At 64.3% G+C, this 24,464-nt stretch carries 26 protein-coding genes and 1 pseudogene; 17 read left to right on the top strand and 10 right to left on the bottom strand.

Going from position 1 to position 24,464, the window contains the following annotated elements; all coding sequences use genetic code 11:
- The first annotated feature begins 122 nt into the window (after nucleotides 1-122).
- Nucleotides 123-1,169 carry a polysaccharide deacetylase family protein gene (locus DCG74_RS26315; RefSeq protein WP_172783485.1) on the top strand — a complete coding sequence of 349 codons (1,047 nt, stop codon included), beginning with the start codon at nucleotides 123-125 and terminating at the stop codon, nucleotides 1,167-1,169.
- Here the strand turns inward: DCG74_RS26315 and DCG74_RS26310 are convergent.
- Nucleotides 1,153-1,374 carry a DUF2842 domain-containing protein gene (locus DCG74_RS26310; RefSeq protein WP_018320088.1) on the bottom strand — a complete coding sequence of 74 codons (222 nt, stop codon included), beginning with the start codon at nucleotides 1,372-1,374 and terminating at the stop codon, nucleotides 1,153-1,155. The genes DCG74_RS26315 and DCG74_RS26310 overlap by 17 nt on opposite strands.
- A gap of 110 nt (nucleotides 1,375-1,484) precedes the next feature.
- On the opposite strand from DCG74_RS26310, the gene DCG74_RS26305 reads away from it, so the two are divergent.
- Complete coding sequence (locus DCG74_RS26305; RefSeq protein WP_172783486.1) at nucleotides 1,485-2,567, top strand: COX15/CtaA family protein; 1,083 nt, start codon at nucleotides 1,485-1,487, stop codon at nucleotides 2,565-2,567.
- Here DCG74_RS26305 and DCG74_RS26300 read toward each other — a convergent pair whose 3' ends face one another.
- The 4 genes from DCG74_RS26300 to DCG74_RS26285 form a co-directional block, all read right to left on the bottom strand.
- Nucleotides 2,568-2,912 (bottom strand): hypothetical protein, encoded by a 345-nt coding sequence (locus DCG74_RS26300; RefSeq protein ID WP_172783487.1) that lies wholly within the window; start codon nucleotides 2,910-2,912, stop codon nucleotides 2,568-2,570.
- A 106-nt stretch (nucleotides 2,913-3,018) separates the two neighbouring features.
- Nucleotides 3,019-4,299: an O-acetylhomoserine aminocarboxypropyltransferase gene (locus DCG74_RS26295; RefSeq protein ID WP_172783488.1), complete on the bottom strand. Its 1,281-nt coding sequence runs from the start codon at nucleotides 4,297-4,299 to the stop codon at nucleotides 3,019-3,021.
- 150 nt (nucleotides 4,300-4,449) lie between these two features.
- Nucleotides 4,450-5,034: a CoA-binding protein gene (locus DCG74_RS26290; RefSeq protein WP_172783489.1), complete on the bottom strand. Its 585-nt coding sequence runs from the start codon at nucleotides 5,032-5,034 to the stop codon at nucleotides 4,450-4,452.
- Nucleotides 5,035-5,142: 108 nt separating this feature from the next.
- Nucleotides 5,143-5,967, bottom strand: coding sequence for an enoyl-CoA hydratase (locus tag DCG74_RS26285; RefSeq protein WP_172783490.1), 825 nt, complete (start codon nucleotides 5,965-5,967; stop codon nucleotides 5,143-5,145).
- A gap of 85 nt (nucleotides 5,968-6,052) precedes the next feature.
- On the opposite strand from DCG74_RS26285, the gene DCG74_RS26280 reads away from it, so the two are divergent.
- The 6 genes from DCG74_RS26280 (at nucleotide 6,053) to DCG74_RS26255 (ending at nucleotide 9,733) form a co-directional block, all read left to right on the top strand.
- Complete coding sequence (locus DCG74_RS26280; protein WP_025036650.1) at nucleotides 6,053-6,481, top strand: PaaI family thioesterase; 429 nt, start codon at nucleotides 6,053-6,055, stop codon at nucleotides 6,479-6,481.
- A gap of 158 nt (nucleotides 6,482-6,639) precedes the next feature.
- Nucleotides 6,640-7,104, top strand: coding sequence for a 50S ribosomal protein L13 (rplM, locus tag DCG74_RS26275; RefSeq protein ID WP_018642440.1), 465 nt, complete (start codon nucleotides 6,640-6,642; stop codon nucleotides 7,102-7,104).
- 1 nt (nucleotide 7,105) lies between these two features.
- Nucleotides 7,106-7,585, top strand: a complete 480-nt coding sequence (gene rpsI, locus DCG74_RS26270) for a 30S ribosomal protein S9 (RefSeq protein ID WP_018642439.1) — start codon at nucleotides 7,106-7,108, stop codon at nucleotides 7,583-7,585.
- 229 nt (nucleotides 7,586-7,814) lie between these two features.
- Nucleotides 7,815-9,035 (top strand): diguanylate cyclase, encoded by a 1,221-nt coding sequence (locus DCG74_RS26265; RefSeq protein ID WP_172783491.1) that lies wholly within the window; start codon nucleotides 7,815-7,817, stop codon nucleotides 9,033-9,035.
- A 60-nt stretch (nucleotides 9,036-9,095) separates the two neighbouring features.
- On the top strand, nucleotides 9,096-9,332 hold the full coding sequence (locus DCG74_RS26260; protein ID WP_172783492.1) for a hypothetical protein: 237 nt from the start codon (nucleotides 9,096-9,098) through the stop codon (nucleotides 9,330-9,332).
- 101 nt (nucleotides 9,333-9,433) lie between these two features.
- Nucleotides 9,434-9,733: an antibiotic biosynthesis monooxygenase gene (locus DCG74_RS26255; RefSeq protein ID WP_172783493.1), complete on the top strand. Its 300-nt coding sequence runs from the start codon at nucleotides 9,434-9,436 to the stop codon at nucleotides 9,731-9,733.
- A 3-nt stretch (nucleotides 9,734-9,736) separates the two neighbouring features.
- Here DCG74_RS26255 and DCG74_RS26250 read toward each other — a convergent pair whose 3' ends face one another.
- Nucleotides 9,737-10,888, bottom strand: a complete 1,152-nt coding sequence (locus tag DCG74_RS26250) for an AI-2E family transporter (protein ID WP_172783494.1) — start codon at nucleotides 10,886-10,888, stop codon at nucleotides 9,737-9,739.
- A 137-nt stretch (nucleotides 10,889-11,025) separates the two neighbouring features.
- Between DCG74_RS26250 and DCG74_RS26245 the strand changes: the two genes are divergently transcribed.
- The 6 genes from DCG74_RS26245 to DCG74_RS26220 all read left to right on the top strand — a co-directional run bounded on the left by DCG74_RS26245 (nucleotide 11,026) and on the right by DCG74_RS26220 (nucleotide 16,172).
- On the top strand, nucleotides 11,026-11,694 hold the full coding sequence (locus tag DCG74_RS26245) for a hypothetical protein (RefSeq protein WP_172783495.1): 669 nt from the start codon (nucleotides 11,026-11,028) through the stop codon (nucleotides 11,692-11,694).
- Between the two features lie 90 nt (nucleotides 11,695-11,784).
- On the top strand, nucleotides 11,785-12,558 hold the full coding sequence (locus DCG74_RS26240; protein WP_172783496.1) for a gamma-glutamyl-gamma-aminobutyrate hydrolase family protein: 774 nt from the start codon (nucleotides 11,785-11,787) through the stop codon (nucleotides 12,556-12,558).
- A 474-nt stretch (nucleotides 12,559-13,032) separates the two neighbouring features.
- The gene (locus DCG74_RS26235; RefSeq protein ID WP_172783497.1) at nucleotides 13,033-13,761 is read left to right on the top strand and encodes an alpha/beta hydrolase; all 729 of its coding nucleotides are present in this window, start codon (nucleotides 13,033-13,035) and stop codon (nucleotides 13,759-13,761) included.
- A 36-nt stretch (nucleotides 13,762-13,797) separates the two neighbouring features.
- Nucleotides 13,798-15,180, top strand: a complete 1,383-nt coding sequence (locus DCG74_RS26230; protein WP_172783498.1) for a nodulation protein NfeD — start codon at nucleotides 13,798-13,800, stop codon at nucleotides 15,178-15,180.
- Nucleotides 15,177-15,938: a slipin family protein gene (locus tag DCG74_RS26225; RefSeq protein ID WP_172783499.1), complete on the top strand. Its 762-nt coding sequence runs from the start codon at nucleotides 15,177-15,179 to the stop codon at nucleotides 15,936-15,938. The genes DCG74_RS26230 and DCG74_RS26225 overlap by 4 nt, the downstream gene beginning before the upstream one ends.
- A 63-nt stretch (nucleotides 15,939-16,001) precedes the next feature.
- The gene (locus DCG74_RS26220) at nucleotides 16,002-16,172 is read left to right on the top strand and encodes a hypothetical protein (protein ID WP_175421769.1); all 171 of its coding nucleotides are present in this window, start codon (nucleotides 16,002-16,004) and stop codon (nucleotides 16,170-16,172) included.
- A 118-nt stretch (nucleotides 16,173-16,290) separates the two neighbouring features.
- Here DCG74_RS26220 and DCG74_RS26215 read toward each other — a convergent pair whose 3' ends face one another.
- Nucleotides 16,291-17,772: an outer membrane protein gene (locus DCG74_RS26215; RefSeq protein WP_172783500.1), complete on the bottom strand. Its 1,482-nt coding sequence runs from the start codon at nucleotides 17,770-17,772 to the stop codon at nucleotides 16,291-16,293.
- Nucleotides 17,773-18,076: 304 nt separating this feature from the next.
- Between DCG74_RS26215 and DCG74_RS39045 the strand changes: the two are divergent.
- Nucleotides 18,077-18,658: pseudogene (locus tag DCG74_RS39045) on the top strand (hypothetical protein); the annotation flags it as partial.
- A 274-nt stretch (nucleotides 18,659-18,932) separates the two neighbouring features.
- The gene (locus DCG74_RS39040) at nucleotides 18,933-19,040 is read left to right on the top strand and encodes a helix-turn-helix domain-containing protein (protein ID WP_373569533.1); all 108 of its coding nucleotides are present in this window, start codon (nucleotides 18,933-18,935) and stop codon (nucleotides 19,038-19,040) included.
- Between the two features lie 91 nt (nucleotides 19,041-19,131).
- Here DCG74_RS39040 and glnA read toward each other — a convergent pair whose 3' ends face one another.
- Together glnA and DCG74_RS26200 are read right to left on the bottom strand one after the other, a co-directional pair.
- Nucleotides 19,132-20,541 carry a type I glutamate--ammonia ligase gene (gene glnA, locus DCG74_RS26205; RefSeq protein ID WP_172783502.1) on the bottom strand — a complete coding sequence of 470 codons (1,410 nt, stop codon included), beginning with the start codon at nucleotides 20,539-20,541 and terminating at the stop codon, nucleotides 19,132-19,134.
- A gap of 153 nt (nucleotides 20,542-20,694) precedes the next feature.
- On the bottom strand, nucleotides 20,695-21,033 hold the full coding sequence (locus DCG74_RS26200) for a P-II family nitrogen regulator (RefSeq protein ID WP_007603495.1): 339 nt from the start codon (nucleotides 21,031-21,033) through the stop codon (nucleotides 20,695-20,697).
- Nucleotides 21,034-21,413: 380 nt separating this feature from the next.
- On the opposite strand from DCG74_RS26200, the gene DCG74_RS26195 reads away from it, so the two are divergent.
- Nucleotides 21,414-22,913, top strand: coding sequence for an NAD(P)H-hydrate dehydratase (locus DCG74_RS26195; RefSeq protein WP_172783503.1), 1,500 nt, complete (start codon nucleotides 21,414-21,416; stop codon nucleotides 22,911-22,913).
- A 107-nt stretch (nucleotides 22,914-23,020) separates the two neighbouring features.
- Here the strand turns inward: DCG74_RS26195 and DCG74_RS26190 are convergent, their stop codons facing one another.
- Nucleotides 23,021-24,322: a multicopper oxidase family protein gene (locus DCG74_RS26190; protein ID WP_172783504.1), complete on the bottom strand. Its 1,302-nt coding sequence runs from the start codon at nucleotides 24,320-24,322 to the stop codon at nucleotides 23,021-23,023.
- Nucleotides 24,323-24,464: the final 142 nt, after the last annotated feature.

Here is a 24,464-nt window from a genome sequence, read left to right as displayed (position 1 = left end):
ACCTGTCGAGAAATCGAAAATACGTATTTCGGCCTGTGGCCGACCTTTGCAAACAAAGGTCAACAAAGGGTAATGACAATGGGCGAGGGAACGGACCGCCGGCGCGCGCGAAGGGTGGGATTTTGGCTTCCGACGACAGATGGCTGGAACGGCTGCGCCTCGAGCTGGCCTGGTTCACCGGCCAGGCCATGCTGCGCAGTCGCGGTGCCGGCGCCATCCTGCGCTTCCAGCACGTGCGGCCGCGGCGGCGCGGATTTCAGCCGCTGCGCGAGCACGAGATCACGCCGCAATTCCTCGATCGCGCCATCCGCGCGCTGAAGCGGTGGAAGTACGATTTCCTCGGCATGGACGAGGTCTGCCGGCGCGCGGTGACGCTGCCGGAGAAGGGGCGCTTCGTGGCGCTGACCTTCGATGGCGCGCCCAAGGATCTCATCACCTTCGCCTATCCTGTGCTGGCGCGTCACGCCGTGCCATTCACGGTCTATGTGCCGACCGCTTTTCCCGACGGCGTCGGCGAGGCCTGGTGGCTCGGGCTGGAGCAGGCGATCGCACGCGAGAGCCGCATCAGCCTGATGATGGGCGAGAAGGAGCAGCGCTTCACCGTCGTCGACAAGGCCGGGAAACAGGCGCTGTTTTCGTATCTGGAGAGCTGGTTGCGCTCGCTGCCGCCGGCGGATCTGTCGGCCGCGATCGCCGATCTCTGCACGCGCTACCGGATCGACCTCGCCGCGCTCTCCCGCGAGGCGTCGATGGATTGGGAAGACCTTGCCAGGCTCGCCGCCGACCCGCTCGTGACGATCGGCAGCGCAACGGTGAACTATCCGGTCCTGGCCAACCTGAAGGACGCAGCCGCGCTGCGCGAGATGACGATGGGCAAGGCCGTGGCGGAATCGGCCTTCCAGCGCGAGATCAGGCATTTCGCCTTTCCGTTCGGCGACCGCGCTTCGTTCCGGCGCGGCCACGTCGTGATGGCGGAGGAGGCGGGCTTCGCCAGCGCCGCCTCGACGATCCCGGGCATCGTTGAGGCGGAGGGACGCACAAACTTGCGCGCGCTGCCGCGGATCCCCTGGGACGGGCGCGTGCGCTCGCTGCGGATGCTGCGCGTGCTGGTGTCGGGCGTCGCCTTTGCGCCGGTGAGACCGACCGGGAGCGCTACGAGCCAGACTTGACGCGATCGGGCCGCTGCATCCAGCTCACGATCGGCATCGCCGGCAGCACCCAGCCCATGCCGACCACCACATAGTAGATCGCCTGCCGCCAGCCGGATTCGGCGATCCACGGCATCTGCGCCGCCGCCATGCCGAGCAGGGCCCAGACGGTGGCCAGCACCAGGAGCAGGATGGCGCCGAGGAACTTGCGGGTGCGGATCGTCATGGCCGGGACTTTAAGGCTTTCGCGTAACTTGCGCTGCGGGAGCGGGGGACTATAAGGGGCACGCAATCCGGTTCAAGTCTCTTAGCCACAGGCTTGGTTTTATCTCTGAAATGACGACGATTTCCGCCCCATCCGAGCCGCATCGCGCCGTGCGCTGGTGGCTGATCTGCGTGGCCGTGCTGATCGCGCTGATGGTGCTGGTCGGCGGTGCGACACGGCTGACGGAATCCGGCCTTTCGATCGTCGAATGGAAGCCGGTCACGGGCAGTGTTCCGCCGCTGTCGGAGGCGGCGTGGGCCGAGGCGTTCGAGGCCTACAAGAAGATCCCGCAATATCGCGAACTCAATTCAGGCATGAGCCTGTCCGAGTTCAAGCAGATCTTCTGGTGGGAATGGAGCCACCGGCTGCTCGGCCGCTTCATCGGCGTCGCCTATCTCTTGCCGTTCCTGTTCTTCCTCTGGCGCGGCGGGTTGTCGGGTGAGCTGAAGCGCAGGCTGTGGCTGCTGTTCGCGCTCGGCGGGCTGCAGGGGGCGGTCGGCTGGTGGATGGTGGCCTCGGGCCTCACGGAGCGGGTCGAGGTGTCGCAATATCGGTTGGCGACGCATCTTTCGCTCGCGCTCCTGATCTTCGCCGGCATCGTCTGGACGGTGCGGCGGCTCAAGGAGCGGCCGCACATCGCCGTGTCCGCGCGGCTGCGGTTCACGAGCGCGCTGCTGCTCGTGGTGACGTTCGTGCAGATCTATTTCGGCGCACTGGTCGCGGGCCTGCGCGCCGGGCGGGCCTACAACACCTGGCCTACGATCGATGGCGCGTTCATCCCGTCGGCGGATCGGCTGTGGTTCGAGACGCCGTGGTGGCGCAACATGTTCGACAATGTGCTGACGGTACAGTTCGAGCACCGCATGACCGCCTATGCGCTGTTCGTGCTCGCGCTGCTGCACGCGATCGACGCGGTGCGCTCGCGGGCAGGGGCGGCAGCCAGCGGCGCGTTGTGGCTGTTCGCGGCGGTGAGCGTGCAGGCGGTGCTCGGCATCCTCACGCTGCTCAACCAGGTGCCGATCGACCTTGCGCTTTCGCACCAGGCCGTAGCGATCGTGGTGTTGACGCTGGCAGTGATGCAGGTCGAGCGGCTCGCCTCACGACAGTCCGCGCAAGCGCAGCCGCGCGCGGTCCCCTTGGGGCAGCCCGGCTGATCAGCAATAGCCGTAGACGCCGCACGCATAGGGCAGGCGCCAGAAATAATCGACCTGCTTGCCGCCGTAATACGCGCCTTGATAATCGTAGCTCCAGGGGCGGCCATAATAGCCGGGCAAGGTGTGGGAGCCCGGCAGCAGCGGCGTACCAGGAAGGTTGCGGATATAGCTGCCGATGCCATAGGCCGGCGAGATCAGCGCATCCGGATCGGTCTCGACATAGACCTGTGGCGGGTCCTGCGGCGGCCCGGCCGCGCGCCGCTTCGGCGTCGCCGGCAGATCGGCGGCAACGGCAGCCGAGACCATCAGCATCACTGCCAGGGCGGGCACCATCCAGCGCAGCATCGTCGGCTCCGAATCAAAGGGGCGATCCAAGGACGATGTATGGGGCAGATATGGTTAATGAGGGTTAACCGGCGGCGGCCGAAAGGGCCGCCGTCGTTCCCAGGCGCTACGCGCCCAGCGCCTGCTCCAGATCCGCGATCAGGTCTTCCTTGTCCTCGATGCCGATCGAGAGGCGGACCACGTCGGGGCCGGCGCCGGACTTCACCTTGGCGGCGTCGTCGAGCTGGCTGTGCGTGGTCGAGGCCGGATGGATCACCAGCGAGCGGGTATCGCCGACATTGGCGAGGTGCGAGAACAGCTGCAGCTTCGACACCAGGCTGACGCCGGCATCATAGCCGCCCTTCAGGCTGAAGGTGAACACCGCGCCCGCGCCCCGCGGCGCGTATTTGCGCGCGAGCTGGTTGTACTTGTCGTTCGGCAGGCCAGCATAGCTCACCGAGGCCACCGCAGGATGTCCCGCGAGGTATTCGGCAATGGCCTTGGCATTGTCGCAGTGCTTCTGCATGCGCAGCGGCAGCGTCTCGATGCCGGTCAGGATCATGAAGGCGTTGAACGGCGACAGCGCCGGGCCGAGATCGCGCAGGCCGAGCACGCGGCAGGCGATCGCGAAGGCGAAATTGCCGAAGGTCTCCTGCAGGCGGATGCCGTGATATTCCGGACGCGGCTCCGACAGCATCGGATATTTGCCGCCGGTCGACCAGTCGAAGGTGCCGGCATCGACGATGATGCCGCCGAGCGAGTTGCCGTGGCCGCCCAAAAATTTCGTCAACGAGTGTACGACGATGTCGGCGCCGTGATCGATCGGACGGATCAAATAGGGCGAGGCCAGCGTGTTGTCGACGATCAGCGGAACGCCCGCCTTGCGTGCCACGGTCGAGATCGCCTCGATGTCGGTGATGCTGCCGCCGGGGTTGGCGATGGACTCGATGAAGATCGCCTTGGTGCGCGGCGTCACCGCGCGCTCGAAGCTTGCGATATCGTCGGGATCGGCCCAAACCACGTTCCAGCCAAAGCTCTTGAAGGCGTGCGTGAACTGGTTGATCGAGCCGCCATAGAGTTTTCGCGCGGCGATGAACTCGTCGCCGGGTTGAAGCAGCTGCTGCAGCACCACGACCTGCGCGGCATGGCCGGAGGCCACCGCGAGCGCGGCGGTGCCGCCTTCGAGCGCGGCGACGCGTTCTTCCAGCACGGCGTTGGTGGGATTGCCGATGCGGGTGTAGATGTTGCCGAATGCCTGCAGGCCGAACAGCGAAGCGGCGTGGTCGGCATCGTTGAACACGAAAGAGGTCGTTTGATAAATCGGAGTTGCGCGCGCGCCGGTGGTGGGGTCGGGCTGTGCACCGGCATGCACGGCAAGCGTTGAAAATCCCGGAAGGCGATCGCTCATTGAGGGCGTCCTGTTCTTGTGGCCTGAAAATCGCGCGGCATGCTGATGGGCGGGGCGCCCGCCGTCAAGGCGCCGCTTCACATCAGGATCATTTGGGAATGATCGTGCTACGCATTGTCGCGCTCGCGAAACGAAGCCTTCGCAAGTGCGTCAGCTTTGCTCGCTCTTGTTCTTCGCAGCACGATCCGATGCGGCGGTGTTGCCACCGCCGACGCTCATCCGATTGAGTGATAGCCGCATGCCCTGCGTCGGCGCCGGCGCGCGCTTGGAGCTGAGCGTGCGCGAATTCACGCCCATCCAGGAGATTTCGGACGACAGGCGGCCATATTCGATCTTGGGGCAGCGGTTCATGACCACCTTGATGCCGACTGATTCCGCTTTCCCCGCAGCGGCATCGTCGCGCGCGCCGAGCTGCATCCAGATCACCTTCGGCAGCGGGTCGAGCGTGAGCGCCTCCTCGACGACGGGCATGATGTGGCTGGAGTTGCGAAAGATGTCGATCATGTCGACGGGACGGCCGATGTCCGAAAGTGACGCGACGAACGGCTTGCCGAGCAGCTCCTTGCCGACATGGCCGGGATTGACCGGGATCATGTCGTAGCCGCGCTGCATCAGGTATTTGAACGCGAAATAGCTCGGCCGCACATTGACCGGCGAGGCGCCGACCATCGCGATCGACTTCACGCCGTTGAGGATGCCGCGGATGTAATTGTCGGGATAGGCGTCGTGGTTCATTTGTCGTTCTTCTTTCTTGTCATTGCGAGGAGCGAAGCGACGAAGCAATTCAGGCTGTTTCCCCGGAGGGATTCCTGGATTGCTTCGCTTCGCTCGCAATGACGAATTTCACTCATCCCGCCATGTCGGCGCGCGCTTCTCGATGAAGGCACCGATGCCTTCCTCGGCATCGCGCGCCATCATGTTCTCGGTCATCACCTCTGCGGCATAGCGATAGGCATCCGCAAGGCTCATCTCGGCCTGGCGGTAGAACGCCTCCTTGCCGAGCTTGATCGTGTAGGCGGATTTCAGCGCGACCTGTTGCGCGAGCTCGATCGCGGCGCCGAGCTCGGTGCCGGCAGGCACCACGCGGTTGACGAGACCGATCTCGCGGGCGCGGTCGGCCGTGACAGGCTCGCCCGTCAGCAGCATCTCCATGGCCTGCTTGCGCGTCACGTTGCGCGACAGCGCCACCATCGGCGTCGAGCAGAACAGTCCGATGTCGATGCCGGGCGTGGCGAACTTCGTCGCCTCCGATGCGATCGCCAGATCGCAGCTTGCCACCAGCTGGCAGCCCGCCGCGGTGGCGATGCCTTGGACGGCAGCGACCACGGGCTTGGGCAGGCGCACGATCGCCTGCATCATGGCACTGCATGCCGTCATGATCTGCGCAAAATAAGCCCGGCCGTGATCCGGATCGGTGCGGCGCGCGGTCAGTTCCTTCAGGTCGTGGCCGGCGGAAAAAGCCGGGCCGTTGGCTGCGATCACGACCGCACGGATGTGCTTGTGTTCCGCGATCGCATTGAGGCTCGCATGCAGCTGTCCGATCATTGCCTCCGAAAGGCTGTTGCGCGCGGCTGGTCGGTTCAGCGTGAGCACGGCGACGCTGCCGACGATCTCGCGCAGCAGGATCGGCGGTTGCGGGGAGGGGGCGCGGGCGGCTTGGGAGGACATTGACGCGATTTCCCCTAAATGATTGCAATTGGATGACACCGATAACTTAATGTAACAGGGCAGGCGAAGCGAGGGTGGGGACGGCATGGCGTTAGCGAAAATGAGCGTGGCGGAGCTGGAGCAGTTCCTCCGTGACGAGTTTCCCCAGGCCTTCAGCGGTGACGACATCACGATCGAGAGCGCGGACGGCCAGACCAGCCTCTTGCGCCAGCGCTACAGCGAACGGATGCTGCGGCCGGGCGGAACCGTGTCGGGCCCGACCCTGATGGCGCTCGCGGATTTCGCGATGTACGTGGTGCTGCTGTCCGCGATCGGGCCGATCGGGCTCGCCGTTACCACCAATCTCAACATCAACTTCCTGCGCAAGGGCCAGCCCGGGCAGGACGTGCTGGCCGAGGCCCGGCTGCTCAAGCTTGGCAAGCGCCTTGCTGTGGGGGAGGTGAACCTCCTGTCCGGGACCTCACCCGATCCGATCGCCCACGTCACCTCGACCTATTCCATTCCAAATGTTTGAGCTTTTTGCAGGTAATATCGCACCATATTTTTAAGCCATTGATTTTACGTTGCTAATTTGCACTCTGGGGCATTGACCGTTGCGCCTCTCTTCTCTAGAAACCCGCGCAGTCCGGCGCGATGTTCGCGCCGATATCTCCCGTCCACGGAAACTCCGACATGAAAACCTTTTCGGCAAAGCCGGCTGAGGTGACGAAGAAGTGGGTGCTGATCGACGCCAAGGGTCTGGTCGTCGGCCGTCTCGCCACCATTGTCGCCATGCGCCTGCGCGGCAAGCACCTCCCGACCTACACCCCGCACGTCGATTGCGGCGACAACGTCATCATCATCAATGCGCAGCATGCGGTACTCACCGGTCGCAAGCGCGAGCAGAAGACCTATTACAAGCACACCGGCTATGTCGGCCACGTCAAGGAGCGCACCGCGCGCCAGATCCTCGAGGGCCGTCATCCCGAGCGCGTGCTCGAGAAGGCCGTCGAGCGCATGATCCCGCGTGGTCCGCTCGGTCGCGTCCAGATGGGCAACCTCCGCGTCTACGGCGGGGCTGATCATCCGCACGAGGCGCAGCAGCCCGAGAAGATCGACATCGCCAAGTTGAACCGCAAGAACACGAGGGCCGCATAACATGGCCGAATCCATTCAGTCGCTCGACCAGCTCTCGCAGCTCAAGACGGCGGCCGCGCCCGAGGCGCCCAAGCACGAGAAGAAGGTCGACAAGTTCAACCGCGCCTATGCCACCGGCAAGCGCAAGGACGCGGTCGCCCGTGTCTGGATCAAGCCGGGTGCCGGCAAGGTCACCGTCAACTCGCGCGAGGTCGAGGTCTATTTCGCCCGTCCCGTGCTGCGCATGATGATCGAGCAGCCGTTCTCGGTGGCCCAGCGTTCGGGCCAGTACGACGTGATCTGCACCGTCGCCGGCGGCGGTCTGTCCGGCCAGGCCGGCGCGGTCCGTCACGGTATCTCCAAGGCGCTCACCTATTTCGAGCCGGAGCTGCGCTCTGTGCTCAAGAAGGGCGGCTTCCTCACCCGCGACTCGCGCGTGGTCGAGCGCAAGAAGTACGGCAAGGCCAAGGCCCGCCGGTCCTTCCAGTTCTCGAAGCGTTAATCGCTTCGGTCGCATTCGCCGCGAAAGCGGCTTCAATGAGATGCAAAAGGGCGCTGATTTCAGCGCCCTTTTTGTTGTTCGTTTGTATGCAAATTGATGGCGTGTTTCCCGAAAACTTAGAGATCCGCGAAAACCTGAATGGAACCCGCGCGACCTAGCGTCGCCTTCGGAAGGGCGCGCAAATCGGCTGGGCCGATCGCGTAACTGCTATTTTCTAAAGGGGGCCGACATGATGTCGCTCGATAGCATCACGCTCTATTTGGTCGCCACCATGGTCGCCGCACTGCTCGGCGCCATGATGGTGTTTTTCGGCAAGCAGGAGAACAGCCCGGCGCTGAAATGGTGGGGCACCGCCTATCTGCTCGGTGCCGCCTCCGTCGCGTTATGGACCGCGGCGGGCGACAGGCTGGGGCCGCACTTGTACCTCGCGCTGAACGCCGTCGGTTTCGTCGCCTGCGGCATGGTATGGAACGCGGCGCGCGTCTTCCACGGACGCAAGCCGAACTGGCCCGGGCTCGTGCTCGGCGCGCTCGCCTGGGTCGCGGCTGCGACGCTGCTCGATCCCACGGCATCGATGCTGCGCATGCTCGTCGGTGCCGGCATCGTCTCGGTGTACGCGGCGCTGACTGCGAGCGAGCTCTGGACCGAACGGCGCAAGAGCGTGCAACGGCGCTGGCCGGCCCTCGTGATGCCGGTGATGCACGGCTGCGTGTTGATGCTGCCGATCGTGATCGGCAGCGTCCTGCGTCCGCATGATGCCGGCTTCTCCTCGAGCATCTGGGTTACGGTGTTCGCGGTCGAGCTCATCCTCTATGCCGTCGGTACGGTGTTCGTGATCTTCATGCTGGTGTCGGAGCGCACCGTCACCGCGCACCGGACTGCGGCATCGACCGATCCTTTGACCGGTATGCTCAACCGCCGCGGCTTCTCGGAGGCCTGTGCGCGCGTGATCGAGCGCGAGGCCAAGGCCGGGCGGCCCGTGACCGTGATGATCTTCGACATCGACCACTTCAAGTCGATCAACGACCGTTTCGGCCATCCCGCCGGCGACGAGATGCTCAAACTGTTCTCCACCGTCGTGGTCAGCAATTTGCGCATCTCCGACCTTTCGGGCCGCATCGGCGGCGAGGAGTTCGCCGCGCTGTTGCCGTGCGCGCTGGAGGAGGGCGTGCTGGTCGCCGAGCGCGTGCGCGAGGCGTTCGAGACCTCCGGCGTCGTGGTCGACGAAGGTCCGGTCGACACCACCGTCAGCATCGGCGTCGCCGGCGGTCCGGCCGGCACCGAGCTCGAGGTGCTGCTGGCCTCGGCCGACACCGCGCTCTACCAGGCCAAGCGCGGCGGCCGCAACCGCGTCGAGGCGGCCGAGGAGCTGCCGCTGTCGCTGGAGAACTGGCGGCGCCAGAGCGCGGCGCGGATCGGCGCATCGCAGGCGCGTCCGGTCACCGCGTGAGAATGCAGGGCGGGCTTGCGGTAAATCTCTGTTTACCATTCGATCCCTACCATCGTGGCCATGGAATCGATCCGCCGACAGAATCCGCAAGCCGCCCTGATGTCGCTCGAAGCCGAGGCCGCCTCGGCCCGCGGCGGCTTCGCCTGTCTGTTCTCGACCGCGGACGAATACGAGAGCGCGCTGATCACCGAGCGCCGCGCGCAAGGGCGCTACACGCAGCACCGTAGCTACTGGCCGTTCGTGCTGTTCGTGGGGTGTGCGCTGATCGTGACCGGCACCGTTCTGCTGTTCGCCTGACGCACCCGCAATTCGGCTGGGGCAGGGCGCCGTTCCGGCGCCTTTTTCTTTGGCTCCGGCTACGCTAGACACGGCCATCGAACAAACAGGGTGGAAAGCCGATGATCACCGAGATCGCGCAAATCGACGTCAAGCTGGGCAGCGAGAAGGATTTCGAGGCGGCCGTCGCCAAGGCCAAGGCCGCTTTCGGCCGCTCCAAGGGCTTTCACGGCTTCGAGTTGCACAAGTCGATCGAGAAGCCGCAGCGTTACCGGCTGATGGTGAAATGGGCGACGCTGGAGAACCACACCGTGGACTTCCGCGGCTCGGAGAATTTCGCGGAATGGCGCGGCCTGGTCGGCCAGTATTTTGCCGCGCCCCCCGAGGTCGAGCACACCGAGACCGTGCTGACCACGGAATGAGTGTCAGGCCGCCTCCGCCAGAGGCGGCGCCTCATACGTCTTGACATGGTCGATCATGACCTTGGCGATGGCGACCAGCGGGAGCGCCAGCGCGAGGCCCCAGATGCCGAAGACGACGCCGAGCAGGATCTGGAACGCGAACAGCGTGGCCGGCGGGATGTCGAGCGCCTGGCGCTGCAGGATCGGCGTCAGCACGTAGCTTTCCATGGCGTGCACGCCCATGAAGAGCAGAAACGCCGACAAGGCGGGAATCCATCCCGAGGCGAGGCTCGCCAGCACCACAATGACGCCGGCGATGATGGCTCCCACCGTGGGGATGAAGGCGAGCAGGCCCGCCTGAATCCCTAAGATGAACGCGCCGGGGATGCCGATGACGGCAAGTCCGATCCAGGTCACGGCACCGACCGCGATCATGACGATGATCTGGGCGATCAGCCAGCGCTCCAGCGTCTCCGCGATACGGTCGATGACGATGGCGACACGGGTACGGTGCCGCGCCGGTGCCAGGAACAGCAGGCCGTCATGATAGACTTTGGGCTGGGCGGCGAAGGCAAGGCCCAGGAACAGAACGATGAAGATGTTGCCCACGCCGTGAATGGTGCCGAGCAGCAGCTTGAGGGTCTGGCTCACGATCGCGCCGCCGCTGGAGGCGAGCGCGCCGGCGCTAGGCAGGGGAGCGCGCGAGGGCGTTGCCGGCGCGGGCGTCGTCTCCGAGGACGCGTTGGTCGCGGAGTCCGCCGCAGCGTTGCCGAGATCGAAGAAGCTGGTGTCGATGCCGTGGTTCTCGAGCAAGGACCTGACATTGGTGATCTGCGACTTGATGGTCTTGCTCAGGAGCGAGGCCTGTTCGGCAATGGTGGCGCCGCCGAGATAGGCGACGCCCGCAAGCAGCAGAGCGAGGGCGACGCAGACGATTGCAAGCCGCATCGTGTGAGGCAGGTGGACCCGCCGACCGAGCGCATTGACCAGCGCGTTGAGACCGAGGCCGAGCAGCATGCCGGTGAAGATCAGCAGCACGGTGGTCGCAAAAAACCAGGTGAAGGCGAGCAGCGCGGTGAACAGCACGACGCCGATGCCGCCGACCGCGATCGCCCAGGCCTGATCCCGCGCGAGGTCGGCACGGGCGCGGGGTCGTTCATCTGCAGGAAAGGTCACATCGTATCCTGTCTTTGGTAGCTGCAATCGGGGCACTCTTTCGACAAAACGCGCCTCCGATCAAGAGCGGCAACGCGCCCGTTTGACGCCCCCGCGTGAACGGTGCAGAGCGGTGAGGAAACAGAAGTGAGGGGCGCTTGGGCACTATCAGCAAGTGGGCCGGTCTGCTCGGGCTCAACCGGCCGGACCATAAATTCCGCCTGACGGTCGAGGTGACGACGCCAGCTGGGATCAAGACCGCCTCGGGCATTCTGGCTGTCGTGCCCGATCGCAACTATAACCGCAGTGGCCGCACCACGATGCGTGGGGAGGCTGTGTTCGTCGATCTCGGCCAAGGCAAGAACATCGTGGTCTTGCTGGCGCATCAGCAGGGCGCCAAGCTCGACCTCGACGACATCAACTATGTGGCGCTCCGCGCCTATGGCATCGCGCGCGGCAGCCGGGTGTCGTTCAAGGACATGAGCCGGCAGACCGGCGTTGTCCCGGTGCAAGGGGAGCTCATCCCCGTGCTCGTGAGCTTCGGCGATCCTAGGGATCCCAAGACCGCGCGCCTTGTCGACAGCGGCCATGCAGAGGCAATCCTGGGCGACGGCTACGCGATCCGCGGCTTCTCCGCCGAGGTGGTGCCCAACGGGTTCTGGCCGATCGACTTCGGGGGCGCTCTCGGACAGCCCGTGACGCGCGGTATCGAGGCCAGGCTTCCCTGGCTGGACGCGCCGGGCGAGACAGCGGCAATTGCGCTGAAGGCGGCCGGTCTGCCCGTGACCGGCGGGATGGAAGCCCGGGAGGCATTTGCGCGAAAATAGCATTGCCGTCCCGCGATCCCTTCTGTTGAATTTGTTTCATCTGAGGGGCATGTTTGGGGAATCTTCTTATCGGGAGGCGCGGAACGACAGATGAGAAAGCCGGTCGTCGGCGTGATCGGGAATTCCTATCGCGTCGAAAATCGATTTCAGGTCCAGATGGTTGGCGAGCGAAACCTGCGCGCCGTGGCCGAAGTCTCCGGCGGCTTGCCGCTGATGTTCGCGGGCTCGCCCGACATCACCGATATCCCGGCGCTGCTCGATACCGTGGATGGCATCATCCTGACCGGCGCCCGGGCCAACGTTCACCCGACCCGCTTCAACGTCGATCCCTGCGAGAAGCACGAGCCCTACGACATCCACCGCGACGAGGTCGCGCTGGCCCTTTCGGTCGCCTGTGTCGCCCGCGGCATTCCGCTGTTCGGCATTTGCCGCGGCCTGCAGGAGATGAACGTCGCCTTCGGCGGCTCGCTGCATCCCGAGATCCGCGAGATCCCCGGCCGCATGAACCACCGCATGCCCAGGCTCGAGAACGGCGATATCCATCCCGATCCGACCGTGGTGTTCGCCGATCGTCACGACGTCGACCTGACGCCTGGCGGCGCCTTCGCGACGATTCTCGGCTGCGAGAAGATCCGGGTCAATTCGCTGCACGGGCAGGGCATCCTCGATCCCGGCAAGCGCGTGCTGATCGAAGGCATCGCCGAGGACGGCACCATCGAGGCGATCCGCATCGCCGAAGCCCCGAGCTTTGCTCTCGGCGTGCAATGGCACGCGGAGTACGACCCGCAGCACAATCCGATCAACCGCAAGCTGTTCGAGGCCTTCGGCGAAGCGCTGGTGACACGGCAAAAGGCGGCGGCGTAGGCCACGCGGGCGCGAGTCTCGCTCTGTCCTCGTCATTGCGAGGAGCCCTTGCGACGAAGCAATCCAGGATCTTCCAGCGGAGGCAGTCTGGATCGCTTCGCTGCGCTCGCAATGACGGAATACGCGGCATTGCCGGTATTCTCCAGTTCTCAGCTCAACTTGCAAGCACGCGTTGACGATCTCCCGGCGGCTTTTGCCCGAGGCCTGACGTTGCGTGCTCGCGACCCGCGTTATGCAATCATGGTTCGTTCGAAATTCCGCCCGCGATAAACCAATCAGTAGGAATTGGTCCGCCGCGATAATCGCGGCTCTGATTTGTTCTTTGAGAACGAACTGGAGTCAGATGCAGAACGAAAGCTGACATCAGTATCGGCTTGCGGAAAGCCTTGCGAGCTGCAGAAGGCTTTCACGGCGACGTGGTATAGTGGAGGTAGATCCCATCTTAGTTGCGCGGTTGAAGGTGAGGAATTGCCATTGTCGGCTCATGACCATTGTTTCATCAAGGGTGCCGCTCCGGATCACACCCCGTTGCTGATGCTTCACGGTTCGAGCGGCACGGAGCTGGACATGGTGCCGCTGGCTGGGCGGCTCGCCCCGGGCTCGATGGCCGTCGCGCTTCGAGGCGCCGTGCCCTGGGAGGCCGGCTTCGCTTTCTTTCGCCGGTTCGAGGATCGCTCGATCGATGAACGCGATCTACTTGCCCGAGCCGATGTGCTGGCCGGCGAGGTGGTCCGGATCGGGAAGAACTATCGCTTCCCGAGGCCGCCGGTCGCGATCGGCTTTTCGAACGGCGCCATCATGGCCGCTGCGCTGCTCATGCTCTATCCTCGCTGTCTCTCCGGTGCCGTTCTTTTCAGGCCGCTGTCGCCGTTCGCGGTCGCTCCAGACACGCGCCTCTCGCGCGTCCCGGCTCTCCTGGTCGATGGTGACAATGACGAGCGGCGGCTGCGCGGCGACGGGGCTGGTCTGGCACAACGGCTGGCGCACATGGGCGCCGACGTAGCGCATCACGTGCTGCCGACGGGGCATTCGATCACGGAAGACGACATTGGGCCTGACGCGCGAATGGTTGAAGCCGCTGCTAGGCCAGGCAGAAAGTGGATAGAGCCGCGCCGCGAGCGCGTCGGCAATCCTGCATGGGCATTCCCATTGCGTTGCACAATCGGAACGTTGATCTCCATGCGCAGCATTGAGGTTTCATGAGAAGAATACCATATGCTCTGCAAGGGAGCCCGTGCCGTGCAGACCATGAAGGCGGCCCTCGTTGCGGCGATCACCGTCGTGGCTTTGATCTGCTGCCTCCTTCCCAGCTCAGCGGAGGAGAGCAAGCGCGTAGCCCTCGTTGTCTCGATCGACGGGGCGATTGGCCCGGCGTCAGCCAGCTACGTGCGGGAGGCCTTGGCCAGCGCGAGCGAACGGCGCGCCGAGGTCGTGCTTCTGAGGATGAACACGCCCGGCGGGCTCAATTCCAGCATGCGCGAGATCATCGCGGATGTGCTCGCCTCGCCCGTCCCTGTCATTGGCTACGTCGCTCCCTCCGGCGCCCACGCGGCGAGTGCGGGGACCTATATCCTTTATGCGACCCACATCGCGGCGATGGCACCAGGCACCAACATCGGTGCGGCGACGCCGGTCCAGATTGGCGGGCCGCTTCCGGGCCTGCCGAGCGGCACACCCGACAAGGATGGCAAAGACAAGAAGCATGAGCCGAAGGACGCGATGACGGCGAAGGCCACGAACGATGCCGTCGCCTTCATCCGAAGCCTCGCCGAGCTGCGCAACCGCAATGTGGACTGGGCAGAGAAGGCGGTCCGCGAGGCTGCAACACTCTCTGCCAACGGCGCGCTGGAGGCACATGCCATTGATCTCGTCGCGCGCGATCAGGCTGAATTGCTGCGGCAGGTTGATGGCCGCGTGGTGGAGCTCGCAGGCGGCAGGACGCAACGCCTCGCAACCAAGGATGCTGTCGTCGAAGCGGTCGAGCCCGGACGGATATCCCGGTTCCTGGCGGTCATCACCGACCCCAACGTGGCGTTCATTCTGCTGATGGTCGGCATCTACGGCCTGATCTTCGAGTTCATGTCTCCCGGAGCCGTCGCCCCGGGAGTCGTCGGCGCGATCTGCCTGCTGATCGGCCTCTATGCGCTCAATTTGCTGCCGATCAACTATGCCGGCCTCGCCCTGATGCTGGTGGGACTCGTGCTTCTCACCGTCGAAGCCTTCAACCCGACCGTGGTGGTCGGCTTCGGCGGGATCATCGCCTTCGTGCTCGGAGCAATGATGCTGTTCAGGAGCGAGGCGCCTGGATACCAATTGTCGTGGTGGGTGATCGGTGTCACTGCGGTCGTGTTCAGCGGCTTTGCTCTGGTCGTGCTTGGTTCGCTGCGGCGCGTCCGCAAAGCTCCTGCGCTGGTCGGCGCGCAGGCCATGCGCGGCTTGCCCGCCGAGGTTCTCGACTGGAACGGGAACGAAGGCCATGTCTTCGCCCATGGTGAGCGCTGGCAGGCGCGCGGCGCCGAAACCTTCAAGCCCGGAGAGACGGTGGAGGTCGCCAATGTCGTCGACCTGACGCTGCTGATACGCCGCACACCCGCCCGGACAGGCGAGGGAGGTCCATCATGATGCTGGAATATCTGACGTATGCGGCGCTTGCGCTGCTTGTCATCGTGTTTCTATCCCAGGCTATTCGAATCCTGCGCGAGTACGAGCGCGGCGTCGTCTTCACGCTCGGCCGCTTTACCGGTGTGAAGGGCCCAGGCCTCATCCTGCTCGTCCCGATCGTGCAGCAACTCGTCAAGGTCGATCTGCGGGTGATGGTGCAGGTGGTGCCGCCGCAGGACGTAATTTCGCGCGACAACGTCTCCGTCAAGGTCAACGCCGTCCTGTACTTCCGCATCGTCGACCCCGAGCGCGCCATCATCAAGGTCGGTGACTACATGGCGGCGACCAGCCAGCTCGCCCAGACCACGTTGCGTTCGGTGCTCGGCAAGCACGAGCTCGACGAGATGCTTGCCGAGCGCGACAGGTTGAACGCCGATATCCAGGAGATTCTCGACAAGCAGACCGACGTCTGGGGCATCAAGGTCACCGGCATAGAGATCAAGGACGTCGATATCAACGAAACCATGGTTCGCGCGATTGCCAAACAGGCCGAGGCGGAGCGCCTGCGGCGGGCCAAGGTGATCAATGCGATGGGCGAGCAGCAGGCCGCCGAAAAGCTCGTCGAAGCCGGCCGGATACTGGCGCAGGAGCCTCAGGCAATGCAGCTGCGTTACTTCGCGGCTCTGCACGACATCGCCGGTGAACGCTCGTCGACAGTGGTGTTTCCGCTCCCCACCGGCCTGCTCGACCATTTGATGCCGCGACCTAACAACCCGTAACGGAAGGCCGCGAGGTGCTGATCGCGAGCGCGTCGAGGCCGGCCTTTGCGGGACGGCTGCACCGTGACGATCCGCTTCGGCAAGAAGGCCGGAGCGCCGAGGTCGCTCTCCGGTGACGGCGTGAAGATCGCCTTCGACAACGCGACGCTGGTGAAATGGGCGCCCATGGTGACCGAGATCGGCGTCAACTTTCCGGACAAGTGGCGTGCGCATTCCAAATCTCGATCCGAATAAACCAATCGGTAGGAATTGCTCCGATGCGATTTTTGCGGCTCTGATTTGTTCTTCGAGAACGAATTGGAGTCAGACGCAGAACGAAAGCTGACGGCCGCATCGAAGCCCGGTCATCGGGTCAGTAGCGTGCGGTGATGGCTCCGGGCAGCGGATTGAAGTGATAGTTCACGCCTAGCTTGAACAGCTGCAGATCCTGCGTGATCGCGCTGTTGACCGCGGCCGCTGCCGGGGCCCACAGGGGCTGACTGTAAGTGCCGCTCTGACTCGTCTGCTGGTTGAGCATGCGGATGTAGTTGTACTCGCCTTTGACCGACCAATTGCCCGCCAATGCATATTCAAGCCCGGTTCCGATCACGGCGCCTGAGTGTAGGGCCTTGCCGCTGGCTGCGAGAGATTCGCTGAGGGCTCCAAAGACTTCTACGCCATTCATTGCGTGGTTTTCATTGGCGAGCGCAAGACCAGCCTTGCCATAGACAAGCAGGCGATCGCCGACGACAAAGCCGGCGCGGCCGCTGGCGATCGCAAGCCAGTCGGTCGAGGTGTTCAGACCGGACGTTACCATCGATCCGCCCAACGGGAACGTGGAGGATCGGCTGCCCTTGATACCCGTCCACATCCATTCGCCTTCCACGCCGAGCACAAACACGCCGGACTGAACGTTGACGCCGCCGTCAAAGCCTCCAAGCCATCCGCTGACATCAAAACTGCCACTGCCCGGCAGGGGTGCGGGAGCTTGGCTCCGCCACTCGCGACCAAAGCCATAGCCACCCTGCACGCCGACAAAGCCGCCGGTCCAGTTCGTGCCGGGCACCGCCCTGACGGGCGGATATTTGGGATCGACCGCAGGATCAGCAATTCGGTAGTTCGCGCCCACCTTGATCAGATGGATGGAATCCTGCGTGATCGGTACATCAACCGAGAAAGGAGTCGGGAGAGCTGTGGAGCTACCGCTCATCCGCACCGACCGCGTGCCGAAATGCAAGTAGTCGTATTCGGCTTTGACCGACCAATTCCCCTCCAATGCATATTCGGCGCCAAGGCCGATCATCGGTGCCCAACGGTATTCATTCCCGCTGAAGCTCGATGACGCGGTGCCGGCGAAGAAGTCGTTGCTCGCTGCATTGCTACTGTGCTTTTCCCACGTGCCGGCGATGCCACCCTTTGCGAACACCAGCCAGCGGTCGGCCGCCAAGCCGACGCGGCCCGCCGCCGTTGCCAATGCCTCGATCCTCGATGTGACCGTGGCGGTCGTATCGATGAAGAACGGCTCTTCAACGCGCATGTTCTGAGAGCCGCGGATATTGGCCCATGACCCGTCCAGCTCAAGACCGAAAACCAGACTTGCGATCTGCTTGTTGATGCCGATCTGTCCGCCCGCGAGGAAGCCGCTCGCGGCATAATCATTGTTCGGTCCAAACACGTTACACCAGTCCTTCATGCCGCCACCATAGCCGGCATGCACGCCGACATAGACGCCGCTCCAGTCGACAGCGGCTGGCGCAAGCGCAACTGCCTTGACGGGCAGATCCGCGGCTGAGGCCGCCTGCGTCAGTGCAAGACCGAACGCAGCGGTCGAAAGAAATCTTCCCGTGATTGCCATTGAGCCCCCTGCAACCGGCGCGCGTATTCGAAAGCGACGTCAGGTAGCTATACTGGGAGCGGCGCTGCTTCGGCTTGGGGCACGCGCCACACCTACTTGGACGGATCACCACAAATCTGGCGATTGCCATCACCTGTGATCGCATTGCCACATCAGCCGGCGCGCTGGTCCAGCGCCAACGTCGTATCGAGCCGCAGTTGAAGTGGCGTGTGATCCGAGTTGGACCTTGCAATGAAAGGCCTTTGAACGCCGCCAGTTTCCTGCGACAAAAGAGCGCCGGGCAATCTCACTTTTATGGAGAGGTGTGTTGGATACTGGCGACGAATTGATTGCGCTGGAGCTGTCCAGCTCCGCATTTGCCGATCGCGAGAGGACCGAAGCATTTCACCAGATCTACGGCCGCGAAATTCTCAAGCTGGAAATCGAGCCGTTGCCCGATACGGCGCTTCAGATCGACATGAAGCTGCGTGCGTTGCCTGGAATGTCCGTCGCGGCCGCGACCGCTTCTCCGATTTTCTGTCGGCACACCGAAGCGATGATCGACAACGACGATCCCGTGCTCGTGTTCAACCTCGATGGTACGGCGATCCACAATCAAAATGGTCACGAGACGTGCCTCGGCCCCGGGGAGGCGGTTTTGACAACGAATGGATTGCCGGGGACGGCAACCAATCCCACGACGAGGCGTGTCGTCACCTGGCGGATCAGCCGCGCCCTGATTGCGCCCTTGGTCAGGAATTTCGACGACGCGATCGGCAGACCACTCGACAGAGGCAATCCCGCGCTTTCGCTGTTTCTGGATTATCTCGGCATCGTCAATGAGAGACAGACGCTTGCGAACGCCGCCATGCGGCGGGCGGTTGTGAACCACATGATCGATCTCGGCGCCCTGGTCCTGGGCGCGACTCCGGATGCCGTCGAGCTGGCGAACATGCGCGGCGTTGCAGCCGCCCGAATGCGGAGCATCAAGACCCACATTCGCGCCCAGTTCGGTAATCCTGGCTTGAGCCTGGATTCCGTCGCAGCCAAGCAGGGCATCTCGAAGTCCTACGTCCGCAGGCTCTTCGAAGCCGAAGGCACGAGCTTTACGGAGTTCGTCCTCAACCAGCGTCTGGCCTCTGCCTACAAGATGCTGACGGCCAAGCCTTGCAGGCCGCTCGATCAGCGAAATCGCACACCAGTCAGGGTTCAACGACATCTCGTACTTCAACCGCAGCTTTCGGCGTGCTTACGGTGCGTCCCCGTCCGATATTCGCATGCGCAAGTGAGCCGCAGGCGGGCGGACGATCTTACAGTTGCAAACGAAAAGGCGCCTCCTTCCGGAAGCGCCTTTTGCTTGTCGCGGATGGTTCGGGCCGCTCAGCCCGAATAGTACATGTCGAACTCGATCGGGTGCGGGGTCATCTCGAAGCGCTCGACCTCGGTCATCTTCAGCTCGATATAGGCGTCGATGAAGTCGTCGTCGAACACGCCGCCGGCCTTGAGGAAGGCGCGGTCCTTGTCGAGGTTTTCGAGCGCCTCGCGAAGCGAGCCGCACACCGTCGGGATCTGCTTCAGCTCTTCCTTCGGCAGATCGTAGAGGTCCTTGTCCATCGCCGGACCCGGATCGATCTTGTTCTTGATGCCGTCGAGGCCGGCCATCAGCATCGCGGCGAAGCCGAGATAGGGATTGGCGAGCGGATCGGGGAAGCGGACCTCGACGCGCTTGGCCTTGGGCGAAGCGGTGTAGGGGATGCGGCAGGAGGCCGAGCGGTTGCGCGCGGAATAGGCGAGCAGCACGGGGGCCTCATAGCCCGGGACCAGACGCTTGTACGAATTGGTCGACGGGTTGGTGAAGGCGTTGATCGCCTTGGCGTGCTTGATGATGCCGCCGATATAGTGGAGGCAGGTCTCCGACAGGTCGGCATACTTGTTGCCGGCGAACACCGGCTTGCCGTCCTTCCAGATCGACTGGTGCACGTGCATGCCCGAGCCGTTGTCGCCGTAGACCGGCTTCGGCATGAAGGTGGCGGTCTTGCCGTAGATGTGGGCGACCTGATGGATGCAGTATTTGTAGATCTGCAGGTGGTCGGCCATCAGCGTCAGCGTGTCGAACTTCATGCCGAGCTCGTGCTGGGCGGAAGCGACCTCGTGGTGATGCTTCTCGACCTTGACGCCCATCTTGGCCATGGCCCCTAACATCTCGGAGCGCATGTCCTGCACGGAGTCCTGCGGCGGGACGGGGAAGTAGCCGGCCTTGGTGCGGATGCGGTGGCCGAGGTTGCCGCCTTCATATTCCGTGTCGGTGTTGGTCGGCAGTTCCGAGGAGTCGAGGCGGAAGCCGGTGTTGTAGGGGGAGGAGGAGAAGCGCACGTCGTCGAACACGAAGAACTCCGCTTCGGGGCCGACGAACACGGCGTCGCCCACGCCCATCGACTTCACCATCGCCTCGGCCTTCTTGGCGATGCCGCGGGGGTCGCGATTGTAGGGCTCGCCGGTGGTCGGCTCGAGCACGTCGCAGGTGATGACCATGGTGGTCTCGGCGAAGAACGGATCGATCGTCGCGGTCACCGGATCGGGCATCAGGCACATGTCGGACTCGTTGATCGCCTTCCAGCCGGCGATCGAGGAGCCGTCGAACATCGTCCCTTCGGCGAAGATGTCTTCATCGATCATGCTGACGTCGAACGTGACGTGCTGCCACTTGCCGCGCGGATCGGTGAAGCGCAGGTCGACGTACTTCACGTCGTTGTCCTTGATCGATTTCAGGACGTCTTTGGCGGTCTTCATGCATACCCCTTATGGCTCTGCGGGTCGGTTTCCAGGTGAGCAAGATTGTTCTCGCTTTTGGCGAGTTCGCGCGCGACCGCACAAACGAAATCAGGCCGCCGAAGCAGCCTTATTTCTTGTCAGAGTGTCGCAAAATGCGGGATAGCACCCGGCTCAGATAGCGTCCAGCCCGGATTCGCCGGTTCGGATGCGGATCGCCTCTTCGATGTTGGAGACGAAAATCTTGCCGTCGCCGATGCGGCCGGTCTGCGCGGCGCGGCGGATCGCGTCGATGGCGCGCTCGACCAGATCGTCGCCGATCACGATCTCGATTTTGACCTTCGGCAGGAAGTCGACGATGTATTCTGCGCCGCGGTAAAGCTCGGCGTGACCCTTCTGCCGGCCAAAGCCCTTGGCCTCGGTGACGGTGATGCCCTGCAGACCGACTTCCTGAAGCGCTTCCTTCACCTCGTCGAGCTTGAATGGCTTGATGATGGCTTCGATTTTCTTCACTGCGCGACTCCCGGCCTTTCGATCCAATAGCAACGTCTTCGTCAGGGCGCGCATTTCTCAACGCACGATCTTGTCTTCTCTATGCCGGGATCCCTGACCGGTCCGGCAACAACGGCCAGCCACACCCTTGAAGACGCCAGTGAGCACGACGAACCGAAGCGGCTTCCTCGAAAGCAGGGTCTATGCCAAGTTGCAAATGCCCTGATTATCGGAGCGTTATCAGCCTTTTAACGAGCATCTCTGAGTGGTGTGCCGACCTGCACAAAATACCGAAGACTACGAAATAGGCAAACGGTTCAATATGTGTGCAGATCGACGTTCCCGCCGCCGGATCGGCGCTAAAGATGCCTGTTCAAGAGGCGATTGTACTAGGAAGTGGCATGGAAGTTCTGACCAACGCCGAAATGCAGCGCGCCGACCAGCTCGCCATCGCGGCCGGCACGCCCGGTTTCAAGCTGATGCTCAGCGCCGGCCAGGCGGTCGCCGAGGCCGCCCAGGGATTGGCAGAGGAGGGGCCGATCCTGATCGTGGCCGGCCCCGGCAATAATGGCGGGGACGGTTTCGTCGCCGCCGCCGAGCTCGCCGCACAGGGGCGCGAGGTCTCGGTGATCCTGATGTGCGAGCGCGACCAGCTCCAGGGCGATGCCGCCTCCGCCGCGCGCGGCTGGAAGCATCCGGTGCTGCCGTTCAACCCGCAGGCGATCGGCAGACCTGCGCTGATCATCGATGCGCTGTTCGGTGCGGGCCTCAGCCGCACCGTGGATGGCGAGGCGCGGGAGATGATCGAGGCGATCAACGCCAACGGCGCCCCGGTGCTCGCGGTCGACCTGCCGAGCGGCATCAACGGCACCAGCGCGGCCGTGATGGGCGTGGCGGTGAACGCCACCGAGACCGTCACCTTCTTCCGCAAGAAACCGGCGCACCTGCTGCTGCCGGGACGTGTGCATTGTGGCCGCGTCCGCGTTGCCGACATCGGCATCGATGCGCAGGTGCTGGACGAGATCGCGCCGCAGATTTTCGAAAACGATCCCGATGTCTGGGGCGCAGCGTTTCCGGTGCCGCGCATCGATGGCCACAAATATGCGCGAGGGCACGTGCTCGCGGTCTCGGGCGATGCGGCCGCGACCGGCGCGGCACGGCTCGCGGCGCGCGGCGCGCTGCGCGCGGGCGCGGGCCTCGTGACGCTGGCGAGCCCGCGCGATGCGCTCGCGATCAATGCGAGCGCGCTCACCGCGGTCATGGTGCGCCCCGTCGACAGCGCGATCGAGTTCGGCGAGCTGCTCGGCGACAAGCGCTATAACACCTGCATCATCGGCCCCGGTGCCGGCATCGGCGAACGCACTTGCGATTTCGTCCATACCGCGCTTGCCGCGCAGCGGCATCTGGTGCTCGATGCGGACGCGCTGACCAGCTTTGCCGCAACCCCCGAGCGCCTGTTCGAGTCGATCAAGTCCTCGCAGGACAATGCGGTGGTGCTGACCCCGCATGAAGGCGAGTTTCCGCGCCTGTTCTCCGACCTCAGCAACAAGCATCCCGGCCGCTCCAAGCTCGAGCGCGTCCGCGCCGCCGCCGAGCGCTCCGGCGCCGTCGTGCTGCTGAAGGGGCCGGACACCACGATCGCCGCGCCCGATGGCCGCGCCACCATTGCCGCCAATGCGCCGCCCTGGCTCGCCACGGCCGGCGCCGGCGACGTGCTGTCCGGGATCATCGCGGGGCTCTTGGCGCAAGGCGTGCCGGCGTTCGAGGCCGCCAGCATCGGCGTCTGGATGCATGGCGAGGCGGCAAGCGAAGCCGGGCCGGGCCTGATCGCAGAGGATCTGACCGAGACGCTGCCGGCCGTGCACCGGCGGATCTACGATGCGCTCGGCGTGGAGTTTTGAGCTGTTCGCTACGGGGGTAGGATGGGTAGAGCGCATCGAAACCCATCATCTCAAGCCTGGGCGCGATGGCGATGGGTTTCGCTGCGCTCTACCCGGCCTACAAAATCTCACTCCACCCCATACCAGCGCACCAGGCGCGGCGCGGCCCAGTCGGTCACGACGGATTCGATCAGCCAGCGTCCGGGCGAGGTGGCGGCGAAGGCGATGCGCTGGGTCTGGCCGGGCTCGATCGCGAGCGTGTCGAGCCAATAGGGCTTCCAGCCGTCGTCGAGCTTGTCGAGCAGGCGGAACGGGTGGCCGTGCAGGTGAAACACCGTGGCGATCGGGGCGGGGTTCTGCAGGGCCAGCACCACGGTGCGGCCGGTCTTGGCGCGGAAGGCGGGGGCAGATTCGGTGGAGAATGTCGCCGGCCGTGCCCAGCCGGAATCGGCGGCGCCGAGCGCGACATCGAACCGCAGGGCGCCTCTCAGATCGAGCTTCTCGGGGAGATCGTTCGACGGGAGCGGCTGGGGAGGCGACAGCGGGGCGCGCTCCAGCTTCCCGGAGATGGTCAGATTTCCGACCTGGCGCGCCTCCTTGCCGTCATGGAGCAGGAATGGGGCCGAGGCGGCCGCATCCACGAAGGCGTCGGCCCGTGCGCCGGGCGCCAGCACCAATGCGCCGTTGCGGGCGGGGAACGGCTCGGCCGGTTGGCCGTCCAGGGCCATCACACGGACCTCGTGGCTCTCCAATTTGATTGCCAGAACAGTACGTTGGGAGCCGTTGATGAAGCGCAGCCGCAGCCGCTCACGAGCCGCGGCTGAGAGTTCGAATGAAGTCTTGCCGTTGACGGTGTAGAGCGGCGTCGTGTCCTTCGGGTCCTGGCCCGCAGGGACCGCGGTGCCATCCGGCCGCAGGCGCCATTCCTCGATCAACAGGATCTCGTCACGGTCGACGGCAACGTGGCTGGTCTCGGCCGCAATAATCGGAAGCGGGCGCGCGGGATGCTTCAGGCTGCCCTCGAAGAGGCGGAAGTCCGCCAGCAGGGTTCCCGCGCTTGGCATTGAAATATTTGATATTTCTGTCGTAGCTGGCGCTGCCGGCGCGCGCCCTCGGAGCGGGTCGGAAGTGGCCGGGCCATGGAGGCCGTACCAGACGGGTGCAAGCGGCACAGGCAGGTCGTTGCGGAAGACCACCTCGCAGCGGTCAAAACGCTTGAGACGGACGTCCCCGAGGTGGCTTACGGCGGCCAACTCCCAGATCGGTGTAGCCGGCTGACCCGATCTCAGAGCCAGCGTTGCCAGCCGCGCCTGCAGCGCGAGCTGGGCCGTCACGGACGGGCCCGCACCCCCTACGATCAGCCCGGCTGCCGAGGCTCCGAGACCTGCCAAAACCTCGCGCCGGGTAGGGTCAGAAATCCGCATTGTCATGGCACGATCCGGACCACGCCGTGCTGGATAAGTCCAGCCGTCGTGCCTATTTGAAGCCTGCCTCCATCAGGCCATTTTTTTGCTGCGAACAGTCAGGCGCATGCTATAAGCCCGGCCGCCCGCGGCATCGCGGCCGGTCTTG

It is taken from the genome of Bradyrhizobium sp. WBAH42, from assembly GCF_024585265.1.
In the GTDB taxonomy this organism is placed as follows: domain Bacteria; phylum Pseudomonadota; class Alphaproteobacteria; order Rhizobiales; family Xanthobacteraceae; genus Bradyrhizobium.
Note: the sequence above shows the minus strand (reverse complement) of the source record. Positions and strands in the feature narration are given on the sequence as shown.